This window comes from Sporosarcina cascadiensis (assembly GCF_009650995.1).
In the GTDB taxonomy this organism is placed as follows: domain Bacteria; phylum Bacillota; class Bacilli; order Bacillales_A; family Planococcaceae; genus Sporosarcina; species Sporosarcina cascadiensis.
Genome location: NZ_WHVV01000001.1, coordinates 144,064 through 169,882 on the forward strand (window position 1 = coordinate 144,064; position 25,819 = coordinate 169,882).

21 protein-coding genes are annotated in these 25,819 nt (G+C 44.2%); all 21 read right to left on the minus strand.

The annotated features are described in order from the left end of the window. Positions 1-6: 6 nt before the first annotated feature. Positions 7-2,565 carry a DNA mismatch repair protein MutS gene (gene mutS / locus GDZ68_RS00740; protein WP_153720362.1) on the minus strand — a complete coding sequence of 853 codons (2,559 nt, stop codon included), beginning with the start codon at positions 2,563-2,565 and terminating at the stop codon, positions 7-9. Positions 2,566-2,685: 120 nt separating this feature from the next. Continuing rightward, entirely contained in the window at positions 2,686-3,264 is a 579-nt protein-coding gene (gene cotE / locus GDZ68_RS00745) for an outer spore coat protein CotE (protein WP_194841025.1), read from the minus strand. Positions 3,265-3,361: 97 nt separating this feature from the next. Continuing rightward, entirely contained in the window at positions 3,362-3,796 is a 435-nt protein-coding gene (locus GDZ68_RS00750; protein WP_194841008.1) for a RicAFT regulatory complex protein RicA family protein, read from the minus strand. Next, a complete protein-coding gene (gene miaB / locus GDZ68_RS00755; protein ID WP_153720365.1) occupies positions 3,796-5,343 on the minus strand; it encodes a tRNA (N6-isopentenyl adenosine(37)-C2)-methylthiotransferase MiaB in 1,548 nt (515 codons plus the stop codon). The genes GDZ68_RS00750 and miaB overlap by 1 nt, the downstream gene beginning before the upstream one ends. Before the next feature lie 535 nt (positions 5,344-5,878). Next, a complete protein-coding gene (locus tag GDZ68_RS00760) occupies positions 5,879-6,145 on the minus strand; it encodes a stage V sporulation protein S (protein ID WP_153720366.1) in 267 nt (88 codons plus the stop codon). Positions 6,146-6,237: 92 nt separating this feature from the next. Continuing rightward, positions 6,238-7,035 (minus strand): TIGR00282 family metallophosphoesterase, encoded by a 798-nt coding sequence (locus tag GDZ68_RS00765; protein ID WP_153720367.1) that lies wholly within the window; start codon positions 7,033-7,035, stop codon positions 6,238-6,240. A 68-nt stretch (positions 7,036-7,103) separates the two neighbouring features. Further along, the gene (gene rny, locus GDZ68_RS00770) at positions 7,104-8,663 is read right to left on the minus strand and encodes a ribonuclease Y (protein WP_153720368.1); all 1,560 of its coding nucleotides are present in this window, start codon (positions 8,661-8,663) and stop codon (positions 7,104-7,106) included. A 444-nt stretch (positions 8,664-9,107) separates the two neighbouring features. Continuing rightward, positions 9,108-10,169, minus strand: coding sequence for a recombinase RecA (gene recA, locus GDZ68_RS00775; protein WP_153720369.1), 1,062 nt, complete (start codon positions 10,167-10,169; stop codon positions 9,108-9,110). A gap of 165 nt (positions 10,170-10,334) precedes the next feature. Then, a complete protein-coding gene (locus GDZ68_RS00780; protein ID WP_153720370.1) occupies positions 10,335-11,591 on the minus strand; it encodes a competence/damage-inducible protein A in 1,257 nt (418 codons plus the stop codon). 16 nt (positions 11,592-11,607) lie between these two features. Then, the gene (pgsA, locus tag GDZ68_RS00785) at positions 11,608-12,186 is read right to left on the minus strand and encodes a CDP-diacylglycerol--glycerol-3-phosphate 3-phosphatidyltransferase (protein WP_153720371.1); all 579 of its coding nucleotides are present in this window, start codon (positions 12,184-12,186) and stop codon (positions 11,608-11,610) included. Between the two features lie 81 nt (positions 12,187-12,267). Continuing rightward, positions 12,268-13,152 carry a helix-turn-helix domain-containing protein gene (locus GDZ68_RS00790; protein ID WP_153720372.1) on the minus strand — a complete coding sequence of 295 codons (885 nt, stop codon included), beginning with the start codon at positions 13,150-13,152 and terminating at the stop codon, positions 12,268-12,270. A 37-nt stretch (positions 13,153-13,189) separates the two neighbouring features. Then, positions 13,190-13,984 carry a DUF3388 domain-containing protein gene (locus tag GDZ68_RS00795; RefSeq protein ID WP_153720373.1) on the minus strand — a complete coding sequence of 265 codons (795 nt, stop codon included), beginning with the start codon at positions 13,982-13,984 and terminating at the stop codon, positions 13,190-13,192. Between the two features lie 131 nt (positions 13,985-14,115). Beyond that, positions 14,116-14,850, minus strand: a complete 735-nt coding sequence (ymfI, locus tag GDZ68_RS00800) for an elongation factor P 5-aminopentanone reductase (RefSeq protein ID WP_153720374.1) — start codon at positions 14,848-14,850, stop codon at positions 14,116-14,118. Further along, the gene (yfmH, locus tag GDZ68_RS00805) at positions 14,847-16,145 is read right to left on the minus strand and encodes an EF-P 5-aminopentanol modification-associated protein YfmH (protein ID WP_153720375.1); all 1,299 of its coding nucleotides are present in this window, start codon (positions 16,143-16,145) and stop codon (positions 14,847-14,849) included. The genes ymfI and yfmH overlap by 4 nt, the downstream gene beginning before the upstream one ends. Then, positions 16,142-17,416, minus strand: a complete 1,275-nt coding sequence (yfmF, locus tag GDZ68_RS00810; protein WP_153720376.1) for an EF-P 5-aminopentanol modification-associated protein YfmF — start codon at positions 17,414-17,416, stop codon at positions 16,142-16,144. Before yfmF ends, yfmH begins: the two co-directional genes overlap by 4 nt. A gap of 159 nt (positions 17,417-17,575) precedes the next feature. Beyond that, positions 17,576-18,529, minus strand: a complete 954-nt coding sequence (locus GDZ68_RS00815; protein WP_153720377.1) for an ABC transporter permease — start codon at positions 18,527-18,529, stop codon at positions 17,576-17,578. A gap of 1 nt (position 18,530) precedes the next feature. After that, a complete protein-coding gene (locus GDZ68_RS00820) occupies positions 18,531-19,577 on the minus strand; it encodes an ABC transporter permease (protein ID WP_153720378.1) in 1,047 nt (348 codons plus the stop codon). Then, positions 19,567-21,135 carry an ABC transporter ATP-binding protein gene (locus GDZ68_RS00825; protein ID WP_153720379.1) on the minus strand — a complete coding sequence of 523 codons (1,569 nt, stop codon included), beginning with the start codon at positions 21,133-21,135 and terminating at the stop codon, positions 19,567-19,569. Before GDZ68_RS00825 ends, GDZ68_RS00820 begins: the two co-directional genes overlap by 11 nt. A 285-nt stretch (positions 21,136-21,420) precedes the next feature. Beyond that, positions 21,421-22,509: a BMP family lipoprotein gene (locus GDZ68_RS00830; RefSeq protein ID WP_153720380.1), complete on the minus strand. Its 1,089-nt coding sequence runs from the start codon at positions 22,507-22,509 to the stop codon at positions 21,421-21,423. A gap of 54 nt (positions 22,510-22,563) precedes the next feature. Continuing rightward, positions 22,564-23,289: a GntR family transcriptional regulator gene (locus GDZ68_RS00835; RefSeq protein ID WP_153720381.1), complete on the minus strand. Its 726-nt coding sequence runs from the start codon at positions 23,287-23,289 to the stop codon at positions 22,564-22,566. Positions 23,290-23,421: 132 nt separating this feature from the next. Continuing rightward, positions 23,422-25,755, minus strand: coding sequence for a DNA translocase FtsK (locus tag GDZ68_RS00840; RefSeq protein ID WP_153720382.1), 2,334 nt, complete (start codon positions 25,753-25,755; stop codon positions 23,422-23,424). Positions 25,756-25,819 lie beyond the last annotated feature (64 nt).

Genomic DNA, 25,819 nt, shown 5'->3' on the forward strand with positions numbered 1-25,819 from the left:
CGCCTTTCATTTTACAGCTAATTGCGTTTTCCATTCTGCCAGCTTCTGCATGGCCTGCATCGGTGTCATGTTCATGACGTCTGTCGCTTCAATCTCTTCAAGCAGCCGAATTTTTGCAGGAGAAACAGCCGGTTCTTCGAATGAATCGAATAATGCAAGCTGTTCAGACACTGAATTCGCATCTTTCCCTGCGCTTTCTTCTTCAAAACAATACAGCAGATCTTTGGCTCGTCCAACCAGTTCATTCGGCAGTCCCGCCAATTCCGCCACATGTATGCCGTAACTTTTATCTGCAGCACCCGGCAGAACTTTATGCAGAAATACCACTTTGCCATTCTGTTCTTTTGCTGCGACGTGAACGTTCATGAGACGTGCAAGAACATCTTCCAGTTTCGTCAGTTCATGGTAATGAGTGGAAAATAACGTGTTGGCCTGAATTTCTTCATGAATATGCTCCATCATCGCCTGCGCGAGCGCCATGCCGTCATAAGTAGACGTACCTCGCCCGATTTCATCGAATAATAGCAGACTTCGTGATGAGGCATGGGCAAGCGCATACTGGGACTCCATCATTTCCATCATAAATGTACTTTGGCCGGATGCCACATCATCGGCTGCACCGATTCTCGTGAAAATTTGATCGGTAATCGGCAGCATCGCTTTTTCACAGGGGACGAAACATCCGATCTGTGCCATTACAACCGTTAAAGCGACTTGGCGCATATAGGTGCTTTTACCCGACATATTCGGCCCTGTAATCAGCAGCATATTGCTGTTTTCAGCCAGCTCACAAGAGTTCGGAATATAGAGTGAATGATTCATCATCTTTTCAACGACAGGATGTCTGCCTGTTTGAATATGGAGTGCACGACCTTCATGGAATTCAGGTCTGACATATTGATTTTTTTCTGACACCGCAGCAAATGAAAGTAAGACATCCAGTTCACTGATCACAGAAGCGAGCCGCTGAATGCGCTGCACATCATTCTTCACTTGATCACGAATGGCTGAAAACAGCTCTGTTTCAAGCGTCTGGCTGTCCGCTTCGGCATTCAAAATCAATTCTTCTTTCTCTTTAAGTTCTGCGGTGATGTAACGCTCTGCATTCGCCAGTGTCTGTTTCCGTTCATAACGACTTAGATCTGCCAAATGAATATTGGATTTCGTAATTTCAATATAATAGCCGAATATTCGGTTGTAGCCGATTTTTAACGTTTTAATTCCAGTTGCCTGGCGCTCTTTCTGTTCAAGCTGCGCCAGCCAGTTCTTGCCGTTGCGCGAAGCGTCGCGAAGCTGATCGAGTCTGTCATGGTAGCCGTCTTTGATCAGTCCGCCGTCTTTGCCGGACAGCGGCGGATTTTCTGCAATGGCATCAGCCAGTAAGTGAAAGGTTTCTTTACATGGGTCCATCTGTTCTGCAAGTTTTTGTAGCATCGGACGCTGTGATTCATCGAGTATTTGTTTAAGTTTTGGTATATGTGTCAATGAATTTCTTAATTGTGCTAAATCACGGGCACTCGCGCTACCCATTGATATTCTCCCGGCAAGCCTCTCGAGATCATAAACATTCTTCAGTTCTTCAACCAATTCTTCACGCAGAAAATATTCATCAACTAAATTGCTGACTGCTTCCAGCCGGTCTTCGATAGCACGGTGCTGCGCCAACGGCTGATGAATCCACATTCTCAGTTTTCTTGCGCCCATTGCCGTGACGGTTTCATCAAGCACCCAAAACAGCGTGCCTTCTTTTTTGCCGGAACGGATTGTTTGAACAAGCTCCAGATTTCGCATGGAATTCGCATCAATGGACAGTTTAGCGTCTTTTTCAATATAGACGAACGGACGGATATGGCCGAATACCATTTTTTGCATCCGCAGGAGATAGGCCTGCAGCTTTCTGCATGCTTCCTGAAGTTCAGCGGGAAGATGTGCATATGTATCTTGACCGATCGTTTGAAGCTGCTCTGTATCTTCTATAGAAAGCATGATTTCCCGGCTTTCGAACATTTCATGCAGAGCCAGATGAAGCTGCTGATCCACGACTATTTCTTTCATTCCGAGTGATTCGATTTCAGCAAGCAGCGAGCGCTCCGTGCCTTCAATCAGTTCGACTTTTCCTTCGCCTGTTCCAACATCCAAATAAGCCAGTGCAAAACGCTGGTCGGCAATATTATGAACCGCTCCTATAAAATGATTTGCTTCAGTATCAATTGTTTTGCCTTCTGTAAGGGTTCCCGGTGTGACAACTTTCACCACTTCCCGTTTGACGATGCCTTTCACTGACCTTGGATCTTCCATCTGTTCGCAAATCGCTACTTTATGCCCTTTCTGAATTAATGTTTCAATATAACCCGCAGCAGAATGATAGGGTATTCCGCACATGGGAATTCGGTCCTTTGATCCCGAATCCCGGCTCGTCAGTGTGATTTCTAAAATAGAAGAAGCATTCAGCGCATCTTCAAAAAACATTTCATAAAAGTCGCCGAGACGGAAAAATAAAAACGCATCCTTGTGCTGCTCTTTAATTTGTAAATACTGTTTAATCATCGGTGTGTGTTCAGACATCTATAACCCTCATTTATTCGCTCATTTTCTTTCCATTATAACAAACCTGATGGTAGTTAACGAATCAAAAGAAATAGCTTTTCTTCAGGCAAAATAAAAAAGCCGGTAAAAAACCGGCTTTTAAAACGGTGAATCTTTACGTCTCATCGACTGAGGTGTTTCTTGTTTTGCAGGCGGTCCCTGTGTTTTCTTTTCTTCCATGACAATCGAAGATGATTCTGTGTATGCCAGTGGCCATTCTTCTTCATATGGATCGGGGTGAATCGTTACAGACACCTTCGTTTCCCCCACCATCTCCACGACCAATTCTCTTTCAATTGAAATCGCAAAGTTCTTTCCGCATTCCGAAATGCTGGCTTCCGTACAGTTCGGGTGCTGAATGACAGACACAATCGTCTCTTCGTGTTTTGACGTTGGCTCATCCCGGTAATGCAGGGCAATTTTATCTTTGTATGGAACGGATTCCGTGAAGACCGATGTTTTGGAGTGATCGTGATGAGAATACCAGACGTTTACATCAAAGCTCCCTGTCACTTCCACATGATTTCCTGTTTTCTTCGCCTGATATGTGTGGTTAATGACCCAGCAGCCCAAAATACTCGAAGGCTGATTTGGCGGTTTTAACGTCACAGTGCTCTCTGATCGATGCTTTCCTTTGGCAATAACAGCTTTCGTCACAATTTGTCGTAAGTTTTTCAGTTTTCTTCCTCCTTCTTAGGCTTCTATCCATCCTATGCAACAGCAGCCCAGAAAGTGAAAAAATCGGCAAGGAATTTTATCCCCAGCCGATTTATTATTAAGACAATGATTTTTTTGAAGTATTTTCTACATATGAACCGGTTTCGCCGCGCAATACATCGCCGCCGGTAGATTCGATAATTTCATCCGTGACACTGTTTGCAATTGTATTTGAAACAAGCTGCAGCAAATCATTCACTTCGTCTTGTGATTGCTTGAATTCTTGAACCAATGGAATTTCATCAATCTCACCCTGTACCTGTTCAATTTTCTTCTCAATGTTTTTCAAAGCACGTTCTTTTTCATAGTGCTGGAAATTTACCGCCTGTGTCTGAAGTGATTTAAGACTGGCAATTTTTTCACGCACTTTTTGATTTTCATTAATTTGCGCTTCTGCACGCTTATAGAATTCTACTTCTTCCGTGTTTGCAAGCATATGCGCCAAGTCGCGTGCTTTTGCTATAATATCGTCTTTCGTGTACAGCTTTTCCATTATGCCATCACCTTTTCCTCTTTAGATACTCCGATGTATTCTCCATCGAGCGACCATGTTTTTGCTTCTGTGATTCTGACTTCTACAATTTGTCCTATTACGGAGCGGGGTGCTTTAAAGTTTACCAGCTTGCTTTTTTCTGTATACCCCGCAAGAACATCAGGATTTTTCTTACTCTCGCCTTCTACCAGAACTTTTACGACTTGTCCCTGATACGGCTTCATTGCTTCTGCGGACATCTCATTCACCAGTTTGTTCAGTCGCTGCAGACGTTCTTTCTTCACTTCCATCGGTACATTGTCGATCATTTTCGCAGCCGGCGTTCCTTCACGCGGTGAATAAATATACGTAAACGCCGTGTCAAATCCCACTTCACGATACAACGACATCGTTTCTTCGAACTGTTCATCCGTTTCATTCGGGAAACCGACAATAATATCTGTTGTCAGAGAAGCAGTAGGGATGGCTTTACGAATTTTATCAACGAGAACTAAGTAATGTTCACGTGTATATTTACGCGCCATAATCTTCAGCATCTCACTTGATCCGGACTGTACCGGCAAGTGAATATGGTCGACCAGATTGCCACCTTTTGCGAGAACCTCAATCAAATGATCATCGAAATCACGCGGATGGCTCGTCGTGAAACGAATTCTTGGGATGTCGATCAGACGAAGATCATTCATCAAATCGCCTAAACGGTAGGTGATGTCATCAAAGTCTTTCCCATACGCGTTGACGTTCTGGCCAAGCAAAGTGATTTCTTTATAGCCTTCTGCAGCGAGCTGACGAACTTCCTGGATGATATCATCTGGTCGGCGGCTGCGTTCTTTTCCGCGTGTATACGGCACAATACAGTACGTGCAGAACTTATCACAGCCGTACATGATATTGACCCATGCCTTGATCTTGCCATGTCGAACTTTCGGCAAATCTTCAATGACATCGCCTTCTTTTGACCAAACTTCAATGACCATCTCTTTTGACATATAGGCCTCATGCAAAATATGCGGCAGGCGGTGAATATTGTGCGTGCCGAAGATCATATCGACCTGATCGTACGTCTTCAGTATTTTATTAACGACAGATTCTTCTTGCGACATACAGCCGCAGACACCAATCAACAGTTCGGGACGTTCCCGCTTCAGCGATTTCAGATGCCCCAGTTCGCCGAATACTTTATTCTCTGCATTTTCACGGATTGCACAGGTATTCAGCAGAATAACGTCCGCGTCCTGTACGGTATCGGTGGATTCATAACCGAGAGCCATGAAAATACCGGCGATGACTTCTGTATCATGCTCGTTCATTTGGCAGCCATATGTACGGATATAAAACTTCCGACCTTGGCCCATGCCTTTAAAGCGCTGATCTATTTGAAAATTATCATGATATTCGACTTCTTCTTTCCCGCGTTTTTTTGCATCTTTCAAAGAAGGTGCACTATACACAGACTCAAAATATTTGCTATAGTCTTTTTCAGTTGTTTTGGCAGTTGGTGCATTTTCTGTTGCGAGTCCAGCCTGCAAACGCTGTTCTTCATTCATTGCAGCAGCCCCTTTCTAATACTTATCGGGAAATAAGCATACATGATGTTATTATACTGAACTTTTATCTGATATGACAGCAAAGGACTAAATTGTCGCAGGTTTGTCATCAAAAAAAGGGCTCTTCTCCAAAACTTGTGCTTGATAGTCTATTTCATGAGCAGAGTGAGATTTGACATACCAGCGTAGACGCAGCTGCAGGACGGTTATGAGCGCGGAGGCCCATTCAATGATCACGGCGGGTTGCGGTATGATCACGCGGCCGAGCCGAATGATCACGTGTACGGTGTGTATGAGCGGTTGAGGCTGGGCTATGAGCGCTTGGGCAGATAGCATGATCATCCGCGAAACTTCTTTGGCAGGCAGCCACGCTTTTCGCCAGCAAGCTCATCACGCGCCGTAGCGGGTTTACCTGCAGCATGATTTTAGTAATTCTAACATGACAAGTTGTCAAGAACTCATTTTTCCGCAGAACTAAAAAAGACCACAGATTATTTTCTGTGGTTTGAAGAGTAACATTACAAATCTAAACAGCTCAACGAGTTTTTTTCTCTACAAGAAGTTTGAGAGCTGTCCTTGCTTCTCCATTGATTTCAATATCTGTAAATGCAGGTGCGCAGATCAGGTCTCCGCCACTCGGGGCCACAAAACCTCTTGCAATTGCTATGGCCTTCACTGCTTGATTTAATGCGCCAGCTCCGACTGCCTGGATTTCTGCATAGCCTTGTTCGCGGATGACTGCAACCAATGCACCCGCAACAGAGTTTGGATTTGATCTGGAAGATACTTTCAAGGGACTCACGATATTTCCTCCTTATTTTGCAATGTCTATGGAAAAGCTATATTCCATAAGCCATCCTATGAAAGATCAGGAGGAATTAGACGCTATTCGGATTAGTTTGTAAATGGATGATCTTCGTTTATTCGAATACGTTCAATGTGAAGGGCTTTCCCGGTACTGTCATCCAGTTCCACAAACATCCCATTCAGCTGCGGCCGGCCATTTTTCGGCACTTCAAAGCGTGTCGGTAAATTCGTGTAGAATCGATACAGAACATCCTCTTTTTTCATTCCAAGTATTTCATCATAGGGTCCTGTCATACCGGCGTCAGTTAAATACGCTGTGCCGCCTGGTAATATGCGTTCATCTGCTGTCTGCACATGCGTATGCGTACCGACCACAACTGATGCTTTCCCGTCCAGATGCCAGCCCATCGCAATTTTCTCACTTGTAGCTTCCGCATGGAAATCAACGAAAATAAGTGGTGACAGTTCTTTTGCTTCTGCAATTAATTCATCTGCTTTAGCGAATGGATCATCATGCGGCGGCAGGAACGTCCGACCGTGCAAATTAATAACCGACAATGTTACCCCGTTCTTCGTGACCGCTGTCATGCCCTTGCCCGGCGCCTGATCAGAAAAGTTTGCAGGACGGATTAAATAATCGACATCATCAATAAAATCGAAAATTTCTTTTTGATCCCATGTATGATTCCCCATCGTAATGACGTCTACACCGGCATACAGCAAATCCTGATAGATGGCTTTTGTAATGCCTCTTCCCGATGCTGCATTTTCACCATTTGCGATAATTACATCCGCTTGGTATTTTCTTTTCAGACGTGATAAATTATCCATCACCATATCGCGCCCAATTGAACCGACAATATCACCAATAAAAATTACTCTCATCCTTTAAACCTCTTTCCAAAATGAAAACAGCTTCCCATCGAACCGGAAGCTGTTAACTTAGTTATTCGTTATTTTGCATACTCTACTGCGCGGGTCTCCCGAATGACCGTCACTTTGATATGCCCTGGATAATTCAATTCTTCTTCAATCTGTTTTCGGATATCTCTTGCCAGACGGTGTGCGGTAATATCATCAATTTGTTCTGGACGGACAATAATCCGTACTTCACGTCCCGCTTGAATCGCAAATGATTTTTCCACGCCTTCGTAAGATTCAGAGATTTCTTCCAGTTTTTGCAGACGTTTAATATAATTCTCCAGTGTTTCACTGCGAGCACCAGGTCTTGCGGCTGACAATGCGTCTGCTGCTGCAACCAGCACTGCGATGACAGAGGTCGCTTCTTCGTCACCGTGGTGCGAAGCGATACTGTTGATCACTACCGGATGTTCTTTGTATTTCACTGCAAGCTCTTTACCGATTTGAACATGGCTTCCTTCTACCTCGTGATCGATCGCTTTACCAATATCGTGAAGTAAACCGGCACGTCTTGCCAGGTTCACATCCTCACCAAGTTCAGCCGCGAGCAACCCAGTCAGATAGGCCACTTCAATCGAGTGCTTCAAGACGTTCTGGCCGTAACTGGTACGGAAATGCAGACGTCCGAGAATTTTAATCAAATCCGGATGTAAATTGTGAATGCCTATATCAAATGTAGTCTGTTCACCTTTCTCCCGGATCAGCTCATCTACTTCTCTTCTGGACTTGTCCACCATTTCTTCAATACGTGCCGGATGTATTCGTCCATCCTGTACGAGTTTCTCCAGTGCCAATCTGGCAGTTTCTCTCCGTACGGGATCAAAGCCTGATAAAATGACTGCCTCTGGTGTATCATCGATGATCAGATCAATACCCGTCAATGTTTCCAGTGTGCGGATATTTCTTCCTTCACGGCCAATGATACGGCCTTTCATTTCATCGTTTGGCAAGTTCACGACAGAAACAGTAGTTTCCGCCACATGATCGGCTGCAAATCGCTGTAATGCAAGTGATAGAATCTCACGTGCTTTACGTTCAGATTCTTCTTTTGCACGCTGTTCCGATTCTTTGGTCATGACCGCAATGTCAGTCGACAGCTCTTCCTCTACATCTTCCAGGATGACACGTTTCGCTTCATCTCTTGTCAGAGAAGAGATTCTTTCGAGTTCCGTCTTCTGAGCGGTAACGAGTTCTTCCGCTTTGCGTTCCATCTGTTCAATATGCTGTTGTCTTTCTAAAAGCGCATCTTCTTTGCGTTCTAGACCTGCTTCTCTCTTATTGAGTGCATCATCCTTGCGATCAAGGTTTTCTTCCCGCTGTACGAGTCGGTTTTCTTGCTTCTGCAATTCTGCCCGTCTCTCACGGACTTCTGTTTCCGCTTCAATTCGCAGTTCGTGAGTTTCATCTTTCGCTTCTAATAGTGCCTCTTTTTTCACTGACTCCGCTTCACGCTTCGCCTCTTCAACGATTTGATTCGCTGTTTGCTTGGCACCAGTCACTTTTGAATCATTCACATTTTTCAATATAAAAAAGCTAACAACTGCACCGACGATGAGACTTAGCAAAACGGAGATGAGTATTTCAACAACCATTGAGGTCACCTCCTCCTGCTTTCTTTTCTTTTCAGTCGGCTCGTATAATTAATTTTGCCCTGGTGTTATGATTTCACATGTTTACCGTACCAGACCGGTAATGTCCCTACTTTTCTGTGAAAGCACCGAAGGCTCTAACTTAATCCAACGGGTGTGCCCCGTATGCGGGCGGGAACCCTGTTGTTTCGGGACTATTTGGCATTCATTCTGCTGCTCTGAAGTTGAGCAAAGTGTTTGCTGAATTAAGTTAAAATCAACATACCGCCAAAAAAACAATTCATTGGTTTGATCCATGTAAGGCGTATAGAATACACCACTTTAATTGTATAGTTGTATTTTTCATGTGTCAAGGAAACACCAAGGAAATTCGAAGGTTAAATAGATTGTAAACAGCAAGCCAAGAAAAAGCCCGCCAATTTCCATTGACGGGCCTGCTGCAGCAATTTATTTTTCGTCAGAGATCAACAGTAATTCTTCCAGCTCATCTTCTTCATCATGTGCTCCGATTACATAGTCGGTATTGTCCAAGCCGTATGTTGCACGGATTTTCCCTGCTATTTCAGCACGCATTTCGGGGTTTTCTTTAAGGAATATTTTTGCATTTTCCCGTCCTTGTCCCAAACGCTCGCCTTCATATGAATACCAGGCGCCGCTTTTTTGAACAACTTCCAATTCTGAACCCAGATCCAGAATTTCGCCTTCTCTTGAAATTCCTTCTCCATACATAATATCCACTTCAGCAGTTCTGAACGGAGGAGCAACTTTGTTTTTCACGACACGGATTCTTGTTTTATTACCCATTATGTCATTGCCTTGCTTAATTGCTTCTCCGCGCCGTACTTCCAAACGTACAGAAGCATAGAACTTCAGCGCTCGGCCGCCCGGTGTTACTTCCGGGTTACCGAACATGACGCCGACTTTTTCACGGATTTGGTTAATGAATACTGCAATGGTATTGGATTTATTGATCGCGCCTGAAAGCTTACGCAGTGCCTGGGACATTAAGCGGGCTTGCAAACCAACGTGCGCATCGCCCATTTCACCTTCAATTTCAGCTTTCGGCACCAATGCTGCCACTGAGTCCACTACGATCATATCCACTGCACCGCTTCGCACAAGTGCTTCAGCAATTTCCAATGCCTGTTCTCCTGTATCCGGCTGTGACAATAGCAAATCATCTATATTTACACCCAAGTTTCGTGCATAAATAGGATCCAGTGCGTGTTCAGCATCAATAAATGCTGCAGTGCCGCCGTTTGCCTGAATTTCTGCAATCGCATGAAGAGCGACAGTTGTTTTACCCGAACTTTCCGGTCCGTATACTTCGATTACACGGCCGCGCGGGTATCCGCCTATTCCAAGTGCGGAATCAAGTGCCAGTGAACCCGAAGATGAAGTTGCAATTTGAAGATTTGTTTTCTCTCCAAGCTTCATCACAGAACCTTTACCGAATTGCTTTTCTATTTGTTTTAATGCCATATCTAATGCCGCTTTACGATCGCTCAATTAAAATTCCTCCTCAAACTCTTTTTCTATTTCTATTATACCTTTTTCTACTGAAATACACAACAAATAAACGAACGGGTATTCGATTAATTACGTTGGAAAATTGAATAATACTATCGGAAATGGGAGTAATTTTAACTTTTACCGGCGATTTCAGCGGCAAAATCAATATTTCAACTCTTTTTTTTCTTTCATTTTCTGAATCAGATAATGCAAGGCAAACTGCACAGATCTTTTGCGGTTCGAGTTGCGCGATCCCGACAATTGAAGTTTAAAAGATACTGTCTCCATGTCTTCAGATGCAATCCCGATCCAAACTGTGCCTGGCGGCTGTCCGTCATGCGGTTCAGGGCCTGCCGCACCTGTCAGTCCGACGCCAAACGTCGTAGAGAATTTCTCCCTGATACTTTCTGCCAGCGCTTCTGCACACTCAGAACTGACGATGCCGTGGTAGTCGAGCAATGAAGGCAGTATACCGAGTTGTTCTATTTTCATTTCTTTATTATAAACTACCGTGCCGCCTTTTAATGCGTTGCCGATTCCAGGCTCCGAACCAAGTTCAGCCATAAACATACCCGAAGTCAGACTTTCCGCGGCGGAAATCGACCAATCGTTCTGCAAAAGCAGCTCTGTCGTTTTGGATGCCAGCGTATCGTCGTCTGTTCCATAAATAAATTCCCCGACAATCGAACGGATTTCCTGTTCTACCGGAAGAATGAGTTTTTGTGCTTCTTCTTCTGATTCTGCTTTGGCAGTAATCCGCAATTTCACCATTCCGGGGGATGCCAGCGGTGCAATTGTAGGATTGGTCTGTTTCTCGAGCAATGACTGAATACGGACTTCTAATTCAGATTCACCAATTCCCTGCAGTTTCAACACTTTAGAAGAAATGACATCCTGCTTTCCATATACACCCATTAAATAAGGGATGGCTTCATTTTCAAACATTGGTTCCAGTTCATGTGGAGGACCCGGTAATAAAATATACTGCCTGCCGTCTTTTTCAAGCCCCATTCCGGGTGCCATGCCGTGACGATTAGGCAATACTTTTGCGCCTTTAAGCACCAAAGCCTGCTTCTTATTGTTTTCAGTCATCTCTTTTCCGACTTGTTTAAAATACTGCAAAATTGTATTCATTGCTTCGTCATCAGAAATCAATTCACTGCCCAGCTCACGCGCAATGGTTTCCTTCGTCAGATCATCTTTCGTCGGCCCCAGCCCGCCGCTGAAAATCAATATATCCGCACGCTGCTGTGCCAGACGGATGGAATCTGCAAGCCGTTCCGGATTGTCTCCTACCACGGTATGATAATAAACATCAAACCCTGCTTCCGCCAGCCTGCCTGAAATGAATTTGGCGTTCGTATTCGTAATCTGACCTAATAAAAGTTCAGAACCAACTGCAATGATCTCTGCTTTCATAAATGAATCCAACTCCTCACATAGACTCGACTAACACTTTACGGTTTTTGATGAAATAGTCGACACCTGACCAGACCGTAAAGACTAACGCAATATACAGCATGATCGTTCCGAATGGTATGCCCATCGGTTCAAAAAATATATTATGCAGCAAAAGGAATGAGATCGCCAGTAACTGAGTAACTGTTTTAATTTTACCCAGTTGGTTCGCCGCCACTACTTCTCCGCCGCCTGCCAAAATTAATCGCAGGCCCGTGACTGCAAACTCACGGCTGATGATGATAATGACAATCCATGCCGGTGCAAAATCCATTTCCACGAGTAAGATAAAAGCGGCAGAAACCAGCAGTTTATCGGCAAGCGGGTCCAAGAATTTCCCCATATTCGTTACTAAATTATTTTTTCTGGCCAAATAGCCGTCAAGCCAGTCCGTGGTAGAAGCAATGATAAAGATAATGGCGCCGACCAGATGTTCAACCGGCATTTCGACACCGCCGATCTGGATGATTCCCCAGCCAAAATCGACTGCCATAAACAAGATGAAGAAAGGAATCATCAAGACGCGTGATAAAGTAATTTTATTAGGTAAATTCATTAATATTCCACCTTTCCGGCTCTAACATAATAAGTTCTTTAGAATAACAAAATAGTCATCCCTTGAGATGACTATTTTTTACTATGGTTTTTGAATAATGATATTTTGTGTCTGAAGGTCGTTCTGATATTCTACCGGCTGACCGTTGATAACCAATTCCGTAGAGTTAGTCCTGCCGACACGGATACGCAGACTTGCCGCATCAGCCGCATCTATTTCGACAGACTCACCCGTCGTCATAATCCTGCCACCCGGCTGCGGCATTCTCTCTGTACCTGCTTGGTCTGTAACGGAAATCCAAGAATCTCCCGAAGTGTTAATTACCAATTTAAGCTGTTGTGAATCGGTTAATTTGAATGTCGATGTTTCGCCTGACGAAGACTGGAATTCAAGCTGGCCAGCTGCAGCTGTGTCATCTGCCGGCTCTTCGGCATCCTCTGCATCATCGGCTGGTTTCTCTGCAGGCTCGTCTTTATCAACAGCCGGCTCCTTCTCAGGGTTTTCTGATGGCTGTTCGATCACTGCCGGTACATTTTGTGAAGCATTGTCAGACTCAGGGGATTTCTCAGCCGCTTTCTCCCTGAATAAAATATAGACAACGACGATAATCATCACAATAAATAAAGCCACAATTACTTTCGGCATCACTTCTTTTAACCGGCTGTTGCTTTTCAATCCACCGCTGCGCTGCAGCGGTGGAGGTGTTACTGTTTCACGCTCAGGTTCAGGGACGCTTCCGGACTCTTCTTTATAGAGTGCCAGCATTTCATCCGCATCCAAGTCAACAGCTTCTGCATACTGCTTAATAAATGCCCTAATATAAAACGCGCCCGGCATCATACTGTAATCTTCATTTTCAATTCCCGAAAGATACCGCTTCTGAATTTTTGTCATACCTTGCAAATCATCCAGTGTATAGCCTTTCGCGACTCTCGCTTCTTTCAGACGAGCACCTAATCCGGTCAATTTTAACACCTGCCTAATTAATCAAAATAAATTTACGTTAGTTGAACATATCAAAGCCGCCCATAGAACTGCGATTGGACATCTGGTCATTTCTTTCCAAGATATCATATGTAATTTCCTGATCTACATGTGTCCGCAATTCGATAATAATATCAAAATCACTGATCGTATATTCAGACTGCTTCACAAACATATCCGGATGCTCCACAACCTTGATGGTGGGAAGGCTCATCACTTCACGGACCAGTTGCATATGCCGTTCGTCCGGTGATTTGCGCGTAACAATGCCGTCGAGAATAAAGATATTATCATTTGAAAACTCATCGCCCATCATGCTCGTCCGCACTGTCTGCTTGATCATTGTGGAGGACAGGAACACCCACTTTTTATTGGCGCACACGCTGGCAGCTACGACCGATTCGGTTTTACCGACACGCGGCATTCCGCGTACACCGATCAGTTTATGGCCTTCCTGCTTGAAAATCTCAGCCAGGAAATCAACCAGAATACCCAGTTCGCTCCGAAGAAACTGAAAAGTATTCCGTTCCTCTGCCCCCCGCTGAATATAATGCCCGTGACGGACAGCCAGCACATCACGCAATTTCGGCTCTCGAATTTTATGAATGACAATTGTATCCATTGTAGACGCTATCAATTCAAATCGCCTGATCTGTTGATCGTGATCTGTCTGTACAAGCATTCCGCGGTATCTGCCGTCCACGCCATTGATGGTAACAATATCCACTCTCAACATGCCGAGCAGGGATGCAATATCTCCAAGCAAGCCGGGCCGATTGACTTGAATCTCATATTCGACATACCATTCTCCCATTCGACACACTCCCTTTGGCTTCTTTTAAATAGGACGCATAATTCTGCACTTAGTTCTATGATAACGGATAGCAGGAGCGAATTAAAGAAAAAAAAGAAAAGGACTGCAATAACCGTCCTTTTCTCTTAGTATCACATGTACCAGCCGCCGTTGATCTGGACAATTTCTCCAGTCATATAGTCCGCTTTGCCGCTCAGCATGAATTCGACCATATTCGCGATTTCCTGCGGCGTACCGACAGACAGCAACGGAATCTGTTCCATGACCATCTGCCGTTCTTCTGCAGAAAAGTCCTGATTCATCCGTGTATCAATCCATCCGGGCGCTATTGCGTTAACCCGTATGCCTGAATAAGCAGCTTCTTTGGCATACGCCTTCACAAAAGCATGCTGTGCACCTTTTACGGCAGAATACATGACTTCCCCCGCCGCTCCGGCGCTGCCCCAAATGGAACCGATAAACAGCACATAGGAAACCGGATTTTTTCTGAGTTTCGCAGACAGCAGAGCAATCAGACGTGCGGGATTCTGCACATGCACCCGCCACAGTTCTGTCATTTCACTGTCTGTCGTTTCTGACAGCAGCTTGACAAGGGCTTGACCATTCGCTGCGACGATAGCCTGCACCCCCTGAATGTTTGCTGCCAGCTGCTCTGCTGCCAGTTCAATCCGGAAATCCGCCTGAACTGTACGGAATTCCAAATGAGGATACTCATCACTCAGATCGTTCATCAGTATATCGGCCTGACGTTTATTGGAATGGTAGTGCAGATAAAGAGACCATCCGGCGTCTGCAAGCTGGCGGCAGACAGCCTCGCCTATTCCGCCCGACGCGCCCAAGACCAGTGAAAATCTTACTGCATTCATTGCTCTGCTGCTGGAGGCATTATGGTGAAAATTGTATAGTTCTGATCATCAGAAAAAGTGGAGAATGCCTGCTTTAATTTATCCATAGATAATTTTTCTAATGTCGGTACTACATCAAATAAATTCATTTCGTTAAATTCATAACGCGTATATTGATTAGCGATAAACTCTATGGAGTTTAATGAACGCATGAACTGCCCGATTTTCTTTCTGCGCATGCGATCTAAATCTTCCTCTTTTACCGGCCAATAATCTTTTGCATTCTGAATCGTCTGTTTGATAAGTGTTTCCAAACGTTCTGGCTCTTCTGTATCAGAACCGACCATTGCAAATCCATAACCGTCTTCCATTGAAAATTCATAAGAAAACGACTCGTCGATTAATCCTTCGTCATTGGCTTTCTCGTAGAAAGGTGACGTACGTCCGAATAAACTGTCCAGCACTAAATTGGCAGACAGCTCCGTTTCAAGCATTTCCTGACCCTGCTGATCGGCAGCGTTACACTTCATACCGATATTCAGCTTCGGTTTAGAGACATCCATTGTTAACGTACGTTCAGGTATGTCTGCGTGATTCGGTTCTGCTGGGAATTTGCGTTCAATCGGCTCAGGCGCATCAAAAGTTTTCTTTGCCTGATCCTCTTTCACAAAAGCCATCATTTCTTGCGGATCTACTGCGCCGACGATGAATAACAGCATATTGGACGGATGATAAAATGTCTCATAACATGTATATAAATGTTCGGCGGTAATATCTTGAATGGATTCCACTGTACCTGCAATATCGATCTTTACCGGATGGTTCTCGTAAAGATTTTCGATTGAACCAAAATACAGGCGCCAGTCCGGCTGGTCATCGTACATCGTAATTTCCTGGGCAATAATCCCCTTTTCCTTATCAACCGTTTCCTTTGTAAAATAAGGTTCCTGAACGAAATCCAGCAAAACTTTCGTATTTTCTTTTACTTTATTCGTGGCGGAAAACAAATAGGCGGTTCTGCCGAACGTCGTGTAAGCATTCGCTGATGCACCGTTCAAACTGAACTTTTGAAAGACGTCGCCATCCTCTTTTTCAAACATTTTGTGCTCAAGAAAATGAGCGATGCCATCTGGCACGGTAATAAATTCATCTTTACCATGCGGTTTAAATGTACGGTCGATTGATCCGTATTTCGTTGTGAATGTCACGAAAGTTTTAGAATAGCCGCGTTTTGGCAGAATGACGACTTTTAAGCCGTTATCCAGTGTTTCAGTATAGATCTTTTCCTGCAGTTCATCGAATACTATTTCTTTCATTGTTCTTCACCTTCCTTGCCGGATAACAGATAAACCACTTCTAAATGAACGGTATCTGCCATTTCTTTCACATCTTCAATTGTCACTGCCTGCCATTTGCTGATCAGTTCCTCAGCAGTAAAGTTTTCTTCCAACTCTTTGTATTGGTCGTATATTTCAATTTGACTGCGTGCCGAATCATTTGAACTGCGAATACTGTTCTCCAGCAGCGCTACTGTCTGATTTAACTCTAGTTCCGAAATATCGCCTTGCTGCATCGTTTCCAGTTGAGCAATAATCAGTTTAACTGCTTTGTCTTCAAGCTCGGCATCAATGCCGGCTGTCACATAGACAATCCCATATTGAGAAGCAAAAGCGCTGTTTGCATAATACGCCATACTTTCTTTTTCACGAACATTCATAAACAGCTTGCTGTGGGCAAAACCGCCAAAAATTCCGTTCATTACTTGCATTTTATTATAATCCGGATGAAGGAAAGTAATCGGCGTACTGAAACCTAAATGGAGTTTCCCTTGTTTCATGTCTTGACGCTCTTTAACCGTTTTTACGGGTATTGCCGTGTTTTCAGATTGTATGGTATCCTGCTTCTTTGCCTTGCGCGCATTAAAAGGCAGGAACTCTTTGATCTGTGCAATAATCTCTCTCTCATCTATATCGCCTACGACATAAATTTCAACTAAATCCTGATGAATCATATCGTCATATGTCTGACGAAGGCTTTCAGGTGTAATGGCTGCCACTGCTTCTTCTGTACCGTAGGCAGAAATAGAAGCCGGCTGGTCCGGACGCATGATTTCAAGCATGCGCTTTTGTGCATATCTCGTTTTATCATCATAAATAGAACGGATCCGATCCCGCACATTGCGCTTTTCACGATCCACTACAGCTTGTTCAAATGCACCATCCGAAATTTTCGGTTCAAAAACGGTGGCTCTTATTAAACGCCACAGCTGTTTGAAAATGTCTTCCCCTTCAAAAAACTCATCATTTACACATTCCGCATATAAAGAAACGATATGCTGAGAGCTTCTTTTTGAAACATCCGTAAATAATACGGTCCCATAAAGCTGGTCAAGCGCTTTTCGCATTTCACTCTGTGTCGGGTAGCTGCGGTTGGACTCTTCTAGCACATTTGCCAGAACGGTACGGTCCGAAGCGGATTTTTCTTCCAATGAAGCTTTCCATTTAATCGTTACATTTACTGTTTTAAATTGTTCAGTTTTTCGTATATACAAATTAACGCCGTCTTGCAATTTTATTTTATTGAACATATAAACACCTCTCGTTTACCTTATTATATGTATTCCTACCCTCACTATACATTTTCACTCTTCAAATGAAAAATGATACACATTGTATACGCAGACAACTGTAAAAAACTAAGAAAAGCTATCTGAAGACCAAAGTTCTCCAGATAGCTTTTTCAATTATTATCTATTTCCTTTAATGTATGGCTTACCAAGTGCTTTTGGTGCACTTGCTTTTCCAAGGAAACCGGCTAAAGCCAGAATCGTCAACACGTAAGGGAATATATGGAAGTAAACGGAAGGGATTCCGGCTAAAATCTTAATGCTCGATGAACTGATCGCCAGCGCTTGCGCGAAACCAAAGAATAAAGCAGCTCCCATTGCACCCAGCGGATGCCATTTACCAAATATCATGGCTGCAAGCGCCATAAATCCTTGCCCGTTAATCGTTGCATGGCCAAAGTCATTCGTGATGGTCTGTGAATAAACCGCGCCGCCGATTCCAGCCAGCCCGCCGGAAATAATTACTGCGATATAACGAATTTTTGTCACTTTGATCCCCATCGTATCTGCTGCCATAGGATGTTCTCCTACAGAACGCAGACGCAAACCGAACGGTGTCTTATAAATGACGAACCAGGCGATAATTGCCACGGCAATCGCAATGATGGAAGAACCGTAAACCAGTTTGAAGAACATGGGCCCGATAATCGGGATATCCTGTAAATACGGCACGTTAAATCTAGGAATTTTCTGCTGAATGAAGTCTGTCTGTCCTTTATCAAAGATCATTTTAACAGAGAACAATGCAATTGCTAAACCCAGCATATTGATTGCGACACCCGAGACAACCTGATCGGCCCGGAATGAAATGGAAGCAATCGCATGCAGGCTGGCAAACAGAGCAGATACAAACATAGCGACAATCAAGGAAATCCATGGCGTCCAAGCTCCAAAGGTATCTGCAAAAAACAAGTTAAAAAGAATTCCAATGAACGCACCCATAATCATCAGACCTTCTAATCCGATGTTTATGACGCCGGAACGTTCAGAGAACACACCGCCTATGGCAGTGAAGATCAGAGGCGCAGCAGAAGCAATCGTTATAGGTACAATGAAATATAACACATCTAACATCTTACTTCGCCTCCTTATTTTTACGTAAACGTATTAGACCGATACGAATGATATATCCGCAGGCTACAAAGAAAATAACCAATGCAATGATAATAGAAACAATTTCGACTGGGATACCCGCCGCATTCGGCATGTTGTTCGCGCCATATTTCAACGAACCGAACAGCGTCGCACCGAAAATAACACCAAGCGGCGTATTTGCTCCGAGAAGCGCTACCGCAATTCCATCAAATCCGATACCTGTAAAACCGCCCATAGAAGACATATTACCGAAAGTTCCAAGTGCCTCCATCGCACCGCCAAGACCGGCAAATGCACCGGAGATGACCATCGCAAGAACGATATTCTTATTAACGCTCATCCCTGCATAGCGGGATGCGTGATCATTAAAACCTACTGATTTCAATTCGAAACCAGTCTTTGTTTTTTCTAAGATGAACCACATGACGACGACCATTGCCAGCGCAACAAATATTCCGTAGTGCAGCGTGGAGAAGTCGGTCAAATTGGATAAGAAATCAGAACGAAGAGATGCTGATTGATGGATACGCTCCAATTTGAATCCTCCGCCTGAAAGTGTCTTAATCAATGCATTGACTACGTGCAAAGCTATATAGTTCATCATAATCGTTACAATAACTTCGTGGACTTTCAATGTCGCACGTAAAATACCGGGAATAAACGCCCAGAATGCGCCCGCTGCCGCAGCTGCCAATAAAGCAAGCGGCAAGTGTATAATTTTAGGAAGTTCAAACGCCATTCCTACATAAGCGGCAGCGAACCAGCCCACAATCAGCTGCCCCTCCACCCCGATGTTGAAAAGTCCTGTTCGGAATGCGAAAGCAACTGCTAAACCAGCCAGGATATATGGGCTGATCTGACGAATCGTTTCACCGATTGCGTACGAATCCCCAAATATCCCGTTCCATAGCGCACTATATCCTGTTACCGGGCTATAACCGCTGACCCACATTACAATTGCACCTACAATGAGACCTAAAACGATGGAGATGACCGGCACCAGTATATTGATCATTCTATTCGACATGATGTTCATCACCATCTTTCCCAGCAGCTGCCTGTTCTTTCATAGCCGTATCTTTTGAATGGCCGGCCATCATTAAGCCAAGCGCCTGTTCTGTTGTTTCTTGAGGTATAACGGTTCCTACGATTGCACCGTCATAAATAACCGAAATTCGATCTGAAACATTCATTACTTCATCCAGTTCGAATGTGATCAAGAGCACGGCTTTTCCGCTGTCCCGCTGTTCGATCAGACGGCGATGGATGAACTCAATAGCTCCGACGTCAAGTCCGCGTGTAGGCAATGCTGCAATTAATAAGTCCGGATTACGCGTAACTTCACGGCCAATAATTAATTTTTGCTGATTCCCCCCGGAAAGTGCTCTTGCAGGTTCATGTACGCCCTGCGTTCTGACGTCATACTCCTGAATCAGCTTCTCCGCTTCTTCATTCACGACCTTATAGTTCATAAGGCCATTCTTAGAAAACGGTTCATGATAGTAAGATTGAAGTGCTGCGTTATAACCCACTGAAAAATCAAGGATCAGGCCATGCTTATGACGATCCTGCGGAATGTGACCGAGTCCGGCTTCTGTAATTTTTCTCGGCTTTTTATTTGCAATATCTTCTCCGTTAAGCAAAATCTTTCCGCTTTTGACTTTAGCCAAGCCAGTAATCGACTCAATTAATTCAGATTGTCCGTTTCCGTCAATCCCTGCAATGCCAACAATTTCTCCGCGGCGTACAGTAAGATTAAGACCTTTCAGTTTAGCGACGCCACGATAATCGTTGACATATAAATCCTCAATTTTCAATATTTCTTCAGTTGGATGAGAAGGACCTTTTTCAGTTTTAAACGTAACCTGACGTCCTACCATCAGTGTCGCCAGCTCTTCCGGGTTCGTTTCAGCTGTTATCACTGTACCGATTCCCTTGCCTTTACGAATGACTGTACATTTATCCGAGACATTCATAATCTCTTGCAATTTGTGTGTAATCAGGATAATAGATTTCCCTTCTGCCACCAGCTTGCGCATGATGTTCAGGAGCTCTTCAATTTCTTGCGGAGTCAGTGAAGCGGTCGGCTCGTCAAAAATAAGTATATCTGCTCCGCGATAAAGCGTCTTTAAGATTTCAACACGCTGCTGCATACCAACCGAGATATCTTCAATTTTCGCATAAGGATCGACATCCAGTCCATATGTCTTAGAAATTTCCGCTATTTTTTTAGCAGAATCTTTGATGTTAATAACACCGGACTTTGTCGGTTCGCTGCCTAAAATGATGTTCTCGGTAACTGTTAAGTTTTCTACTAGCATAAAGTGCTGGTGAACCATTCCGATTCCTAAATCATTAGCTACGTTGGGGTCAGTGATCGCCACTTTTTCTCCCCTTACGCGAATTTCTCCGCCATCCGGCTGGTACAGACCAAATAATACGTTCATCAAAGTAGACTTCCCGGCACCATTCTCTCCTAATAGCGCATGAATTTCTCCTTTTTCCAGCTGCAAGGTAATATGGTCATTTGCATAGAAGGTTCCAAACTTTTTCGAGACATCCAACATTTCAATAACATAATCCAATCCAATCACTTCCTTGCCCGTAATAGAGTTTCGTTCGAAGACAGCAGAATGACTACTGCTTTCGGCTGTAAGCGTTGTCACTGTCTCTATACATATCTGATTATAATTGCTATATCACTGTCTTATTAATCTCAAACATCATGCTGAGGAAACCGGAGTTTCTGCTGTATACAGTTAAAATTAATAAAATAAAAGTTCCAGCAAGATCGTCAAGGAACCTTTAGTTTACAAATTTTATCAAATAAAGGCCGGACATAAAAACCGGCCTCTATCTTATTTCGAAGATTACTTCTTCTTTTCTACAAATTCAGGAACTTCGATTTCGCCATCCGCAATCTTTTTTCCATATTCATCAATTTGATCTAACACGTCTTGCGGAATCGCCCCGCGTGAATCTGCAAGAGCTATCCCATTGTCATGTAGACCGTATACTTTTGTTTCACCGCCAGGGAAATTGCCTTCCATAGCTAATTTAGAAATATCATTAACAGCCACATCAACGCGTTTCAACATAGAAGTCAATGTTACGTTATCATCGCCGACTTTACCTTCTTCATACTGGTCAGAATCTACTCCGATTACCCAAACATAAGCATCTTTATCTGCTTGTTTACGCTCTTTCGCTTCAGAGAATACACCATTACCAGTAGCGCCTGCTGCGTGGAAAATAACATCTACACCTGAAGAATACATACGGCCGGCTTCTGCTTTCCCTAGTTCTGCTTTATCAAATGCCCCTGTATATTTAGCGTCTACTTTGATCTCTGGCTTAACCGCTTTAACACCTTCAAGGAAACCAGCTTCAAAACGCTCGATGACAGGTATATCCTGACCGCCAATAAAACCGATCTTATCAGACTTTGTCATCAAAGCAGCCGCCACACCAGCAAGGAATCCACCTTCTTGCTCTTTAAATAGAACACTTGCAACGTTTGGAGCATCGACCACACCATCAATAATGGCAAATTCTGTTTCTGTCCTCTGCGCTGCAATTTCAGCAATTGCATCTTCCATCAAGAAACCGACACCATAAATTAAACTAAAGTTTCGACGAGTTAAGTTATTTAAGTGCGTTGTATAGTCGGCAGCACCTGTAGACTGCAAATAATCATATCCGCCATCGCCTTTTTCCCATCCTTGCTCTTTCCCAAATTCCTGAACACCTTTCCATGCGGATTGGTTGAATGATTTATCATCGATTCCTCCAATGTCCGTTACCATGGCAATTGAGAATTCACTTTTTTCGCCTTCATTGCCTGTTGCCGGTTTATCAGCCGGCTCTTTTTCGTCTGCTTTGTCAGATCCACACGCAGCCAGCATCGTACCTGCAGCTAAAACGACAGACATAGCCAAACCAAATTTTCTTTTCTTCATTACAAAAGACCTCCCCTTTATTTATATTGGTATGAAATCAGGACGTAAAACGTCTTATACCCGTTTCCGGACTACATGGAACTTAAACTTATCTGCACGGAAAAAGTTCTCAGAATACAAAACCATTTTTCCTTCTTCGCTGAAATGCTCTTGAGACAATAGTAACAAAGACTGAGCAGCATCGCATGACAAAGCATCAAATGCTTCTGGATGATGGCTGACCGGCTCTATTTCGGCAACTGCCTGTCCGATCTGAATCGCCCCGGACTTCTCAATTGCATCAAATAATGACATATCATTCAGCCCCTCAATCCCTTCAGGCAGACATTCCAGCAGTACAAGATCTGCGCAGTATACAACCGGTTCCCCGTCAGCCGTACGGATTCGCTTGATTTGCACCAGTTTTTTATCCGCTGAATGAAACCGTTCTGCGTACTCCCCGGTCATGGGAATGACCGACATTTCCCGCACGATGGTGCCCGGCTCCATATTCGCATTGCGAATCATTGTAGTGATACTGGAGAGCTGTTCTATTCCTGACATCACCATCGGCTGCGAAGCGACAAATGTACCGACCCCATGCTTTCTGAAGATCACTTTCTCTTCCTCGAGCACCCGAAGCGCCTCACGCAGTGTCGCACGGCTGACGCCGAGCATCTCTGACAGTTTCGCCTCAGACGGAAGTCGTTCATGACGCTGAAACAGCCCCGATTGGATTTCTTGCTTTAACCGCTCGATGACCTGAATATATAAATGCCGCGGATCTTTCTTCACGAACATTTAGCCACCTCCCAAGACGTCAGACATCTGATTACTATTGATTCTACTATATCATCTTCTTTAGAAGAAGGAAATATCTAGTTGGAGTTACCATTGAAGTTGCACATTTCAGTTGATTTTATTAACTATTAATTATTGATCCAGTTCAGATTTACTTACTAATACTTGCCGCGGTTTGCTGCCTTCCGGCGGTCCGACCACACCGTGTGCTTCCATCTGATCGACAATGCGCGCTGCTCTGGCATACCCCACGCGGAATCGGCGCTGGATCATTGAAACAGAAGCAGTCTGCATATCCACAACCATTTGAACTGCTTCATCATATAAATCATCAGTCTCTTCATGCGGCTGCAGTACTTCCACTTCTGTCGGAATCATTTCTTCCTGATATTGCGCTTTTTGCTGCTCAATAATGAAATTAACGACCGCTTCCACTTCTTCATCCGAAACAAAAGCTCCTTGTATTCTCGTTGGCTTTGAAGCGCCTGCAGGAAGAAACAGCATATCTCCTCTGCCTAGCAGTTTCTCAGCTCCGCCGCCATCTAAGATCGTTCGTGAATCGATTGCAGACGATACGGCAAATGCTATACGCGAAGGGATATTCGCTTTGATAATTCCTGTAATGACATCCACACTCGGCCGCTGAGTCGCAATGATCAAATGGATGCCTGCTGCTCTCGCCATCTGCGCTAAGCGTGTAATCGAATCTTCCACTTCATTTGAAGCGACCATCATTAAATCTGCAAGCTCGTCGACTATGACGACGATATAAGGCATACGCGGATGTTTTTCATCATGATCTTTATTCCACTGCTCAATGTGATTATTATAGCCTTCAATATTCCGCGTTCCTGTATGGGAAAACAATTCATATCTTCTTTCCATTTCTGAGACGACGCGCTGCAGGGCCTGTGCGGCTTTTCTCGGATCTGTCACAACGGGAGCCAATAAATGCGGGATACCATTAAAAACATTGAGCTCCACCATTTTCGGATCAATCATCATCATTTTTACTTCATGCGGTTTCGCCCGCATGATAATACTCATAATGATTCCGTTGACACAGACACTTTTTCCACTTCCCGTTGCACCGGCAATCAGAACATGCGGCATTTTATTGAGCTCTGTCATCATAGCCTGTCCGGTAACGTCCCGTCCGAGACCGACAAGCAGCTTAGAGTGCGCACGGTTATTTTCTTTTGATTCGAGAATTTCCCGCAGACTGACCATCGCAACCGCATTATTCGGCACTTCAATACCGACAGCTGATTTACCGGGGATCGGTGCTTCGATGCGGATTCCGTTAGCTGCAAGTGCCAGCGCGATATCATCTGTTAAACTGACAATTCTGCTCACTTTAACACCTGCATCCGGCAAGATTTCATATTTTGTCACTGCCGGCCCTAAATGGACTTGTGTCACACGCGCCTTTACGCCAAAGCTCAGAAACGTTCTCTCAAGTTTTTTAGCGTTCGTCTGAATTAAATCATACTCTCCTGACTGATCGCTCGCAATAGGCGGTTCAAGCAGGCTCGTAGAAGGAAGTATATAAGATTCGTTTTCCTGTTCCCCTCCCATTACCGGATACTCCGGTGCGCCTTCAGCGGGTGTTTCCTGAACCTCTTGGTCAGACAGTTCTGTTGCTTTCTCCGGTTCAGCCACAGGTTCAATTTTGGACGTAAAGCTCGAAATGATCGGCTCTGCTGCAGGCTCTATATCCTCTGCCATTTCTTCCATTATCGGTTCTGCAATTGTTTTCTGCTGTTTTTTCCGATTGCTGCGCGACAGTTCTTTTCTATTTTCTTCTGGAGATTTCACTGGCTTTTTCTCTCTTGCCGCCCATTTCTTTTTCACTCGTTCTATAAATAAAGGCGCTTGTTCCGCTACATAAGGTATTAGTGCTTTGCCCGTCAATAAAATGATACCGATCAGCAGCAGCAGCACACCTGCGACAGTGGCTCCGGCTGAATCCACTAATGAATGGAACATGGCAAAGAGTACGGCGCCTATCATGCCCCCTCCAAGCGTTCCGTCCTGATTAAAAATTCCGCCGCCCGTCACAAGCACTTTCCACGTCTCTTTCAGTGCAGAGTTAGACATCAGTACTTTACTCTCATAAAGTGTCTGGAATAAATGGATATGGCTGAACAGCAGCATACTGCTTAAGATGAACAAACAGCCGAGCACGATGCGATGCTTATAACCGCCCATTTGCCGCTTGATCATAAACACCAAAGCCTGCACAATGATCAGGAACGGTAACGCAGCATGCCAGTTGCCTAATAAAAAGCGGGAGAATGCAGCTAAACCCCTGCCGATCACGCCGTATTCAAATATCAGGATGATCGACAGTCCAATTAAGACAACACCCAGAATTTCAAACCAGAGCGGCTGGATCTGCCCTTGTTTTTTCTGCTGCGGTCTTTTTTTGGCAGGCGTTTTTTTCTTTGCTTTCTTTTTCGCCATCTGTTTTCCCCCTTTCTGAAAAAAAGATTTCCAGCCTATTCGGCATGGAAATCCTGTAGTTGTT